Annotated in this window: 1 protein-coding gene; it reads left to right on the top strand. The window is 65.1% G+C overall.

Going from position 1 to position 1599, the window contains the following annotated elements; translation table 11 throughout:
- Positions 1-59 precede the first annotated feature (59 nt).
- The coding region (locus K7G59_RS34295; protein WP_225840634.1) for an amino acid adenylation domain-containing protein at positions 60-1599 on the top strand (1540 nt) is incomplete at its 3' end.

The following is a 1599-nucleotide window of genomic DNA, read 5'->3' as shown; positions in this document are numbered from 1 at the left end:
TTCTGGTGGACTGGAACGGTGTCGTGGGTTGTTACCCGGACACGGCGACGGTTCACGGGTTGATCGAGGACCGTGTCGCGTTGTGTCCTGACGCGGTGGCGGTGGCGTTCGGTGGTGAGCGCTGGACGTATGCGGGTATCAACGCGCGTGCGAATCAGCTGGCGCATCATCTGCGGGGCAGGGGGGTGGCTGCGGGGACGCTGGTGGCGGTCTGTCTGGATCGTTCGCCCGATCTGATCGCTGTTCTTCTGGGGATCATGAAGGCGGGTGCCGCGTTCGTTCCTGTGGATCCGGAGTACCCGAGTGACCGGATCGGTTACATGGTGCGGGATGTGGATGCGCCGCTGGTCATCACCAGTAGTGGGCTTGAGCATTGTGTGCCGCAGGGGTGTGCGCGTCTGCTGGTGGATGTTCAGTGGCCGGAGGGTCCCGGGAGTGATCCCGAGCCGGTGGCTTCGCCGGATGACCTGGCCTATGTCATCTACACGTCGGGTTCGACGGGCAGGCCGAAGGGGGTCGCTCTCGAGCATCGTGGTGTGGTGAACTACCTGCACTGGTGTGACCGGAACTATCCGGCCGGTGCTGACGGCGGTATCGGCTCGATCCTGTACTCGTCGGTCACTTTCGATCTGACGATCACGGCGTTGTTCCTGCCGTTGATCCAGGGCCAGCAGCTCGTCATTCCGGTGACCGCGCCCGATCAGACGGCTTTCGATGCTGCCATCGATCTGATCTGCACCGGTACTCCGGTCAGTTTCCTCAAGGCCACTCCGTCCCATCTGGAAGTTCTCGCCGCCCATCTCGAGGCCCGTGATGCCCGGCACCGGATCACCACGATCGTCGCCGGTGGTGAGAACCTGGCCCCGCAGTTGGTGGCCCGGCTCCTGGAGGCGGGGAGTACCCGGACGACGATCAGCAACGAGTACGGTGCCACCGAGGGTTCCGTGGCGAACGTGATGAGTCTGACCACCCGGCCGGATCCGCACGGGGGTACCACGACGCTGGGCAGGCCCATCACCAACACCACCGCCTATGTCGTCGACCACCACAACCAGCCGGCGCCTGTGGGGGTGCCCGGGCAGGCTCTGCTGGGTGGTGTCTGTCTGGCCCGTCACTACCACAACCGGCCTGAACTGACCCGGCAGCGTTTCACTCCCAATCCTCTGGCTCCGCCCTGGCCCGACCCGCGGACCTATCACACCGGTGATCTGGTCAAGTGGCGTCCGGACGGCACGCTGGAGTTCATCGGCCGTATCGACAACCAGGTCAAGCTGCGTGGCTACCGCATCGAACTCGGTGAGATCGAGGCGGCCCTGAACGCCCATCCCCATCTCCACACCTGCACCGTCACCACCCGTGAGGACACCCCCGGCAACAGACAACTGGTCGCCTACATCGTCCCCACCCCCGGCAACGCACCGACCGCACACCAGCTCCGCACCCATCTGCAGCAGCAACTGCCCGACTACATGGTCCCGAGCACCTACGTCACCCTGGACCAGCTGCCCCTGACCCCCAACGGCAAGGTCGACACCAAAGCCCTGCCCGCACCCGACCACCACCGACCCGAACTCGGCACCACCTACACCGCACCCCGGA

Source organism: Streptomyces sp. NK08204 (genome assembly GCF_020400585.1).
Taxonomy (GTDB): domain Bacteria; phylum Actinomycetota; class Actinomycetes; order Streptomycetales; family Streptomycetaceae; genus Streptomyces.
The sequence above is the reverse complement of the archived record's forward strand: the minus strand, read 5'-3'. Positions and strand labels throughout refer to the sequence as shown.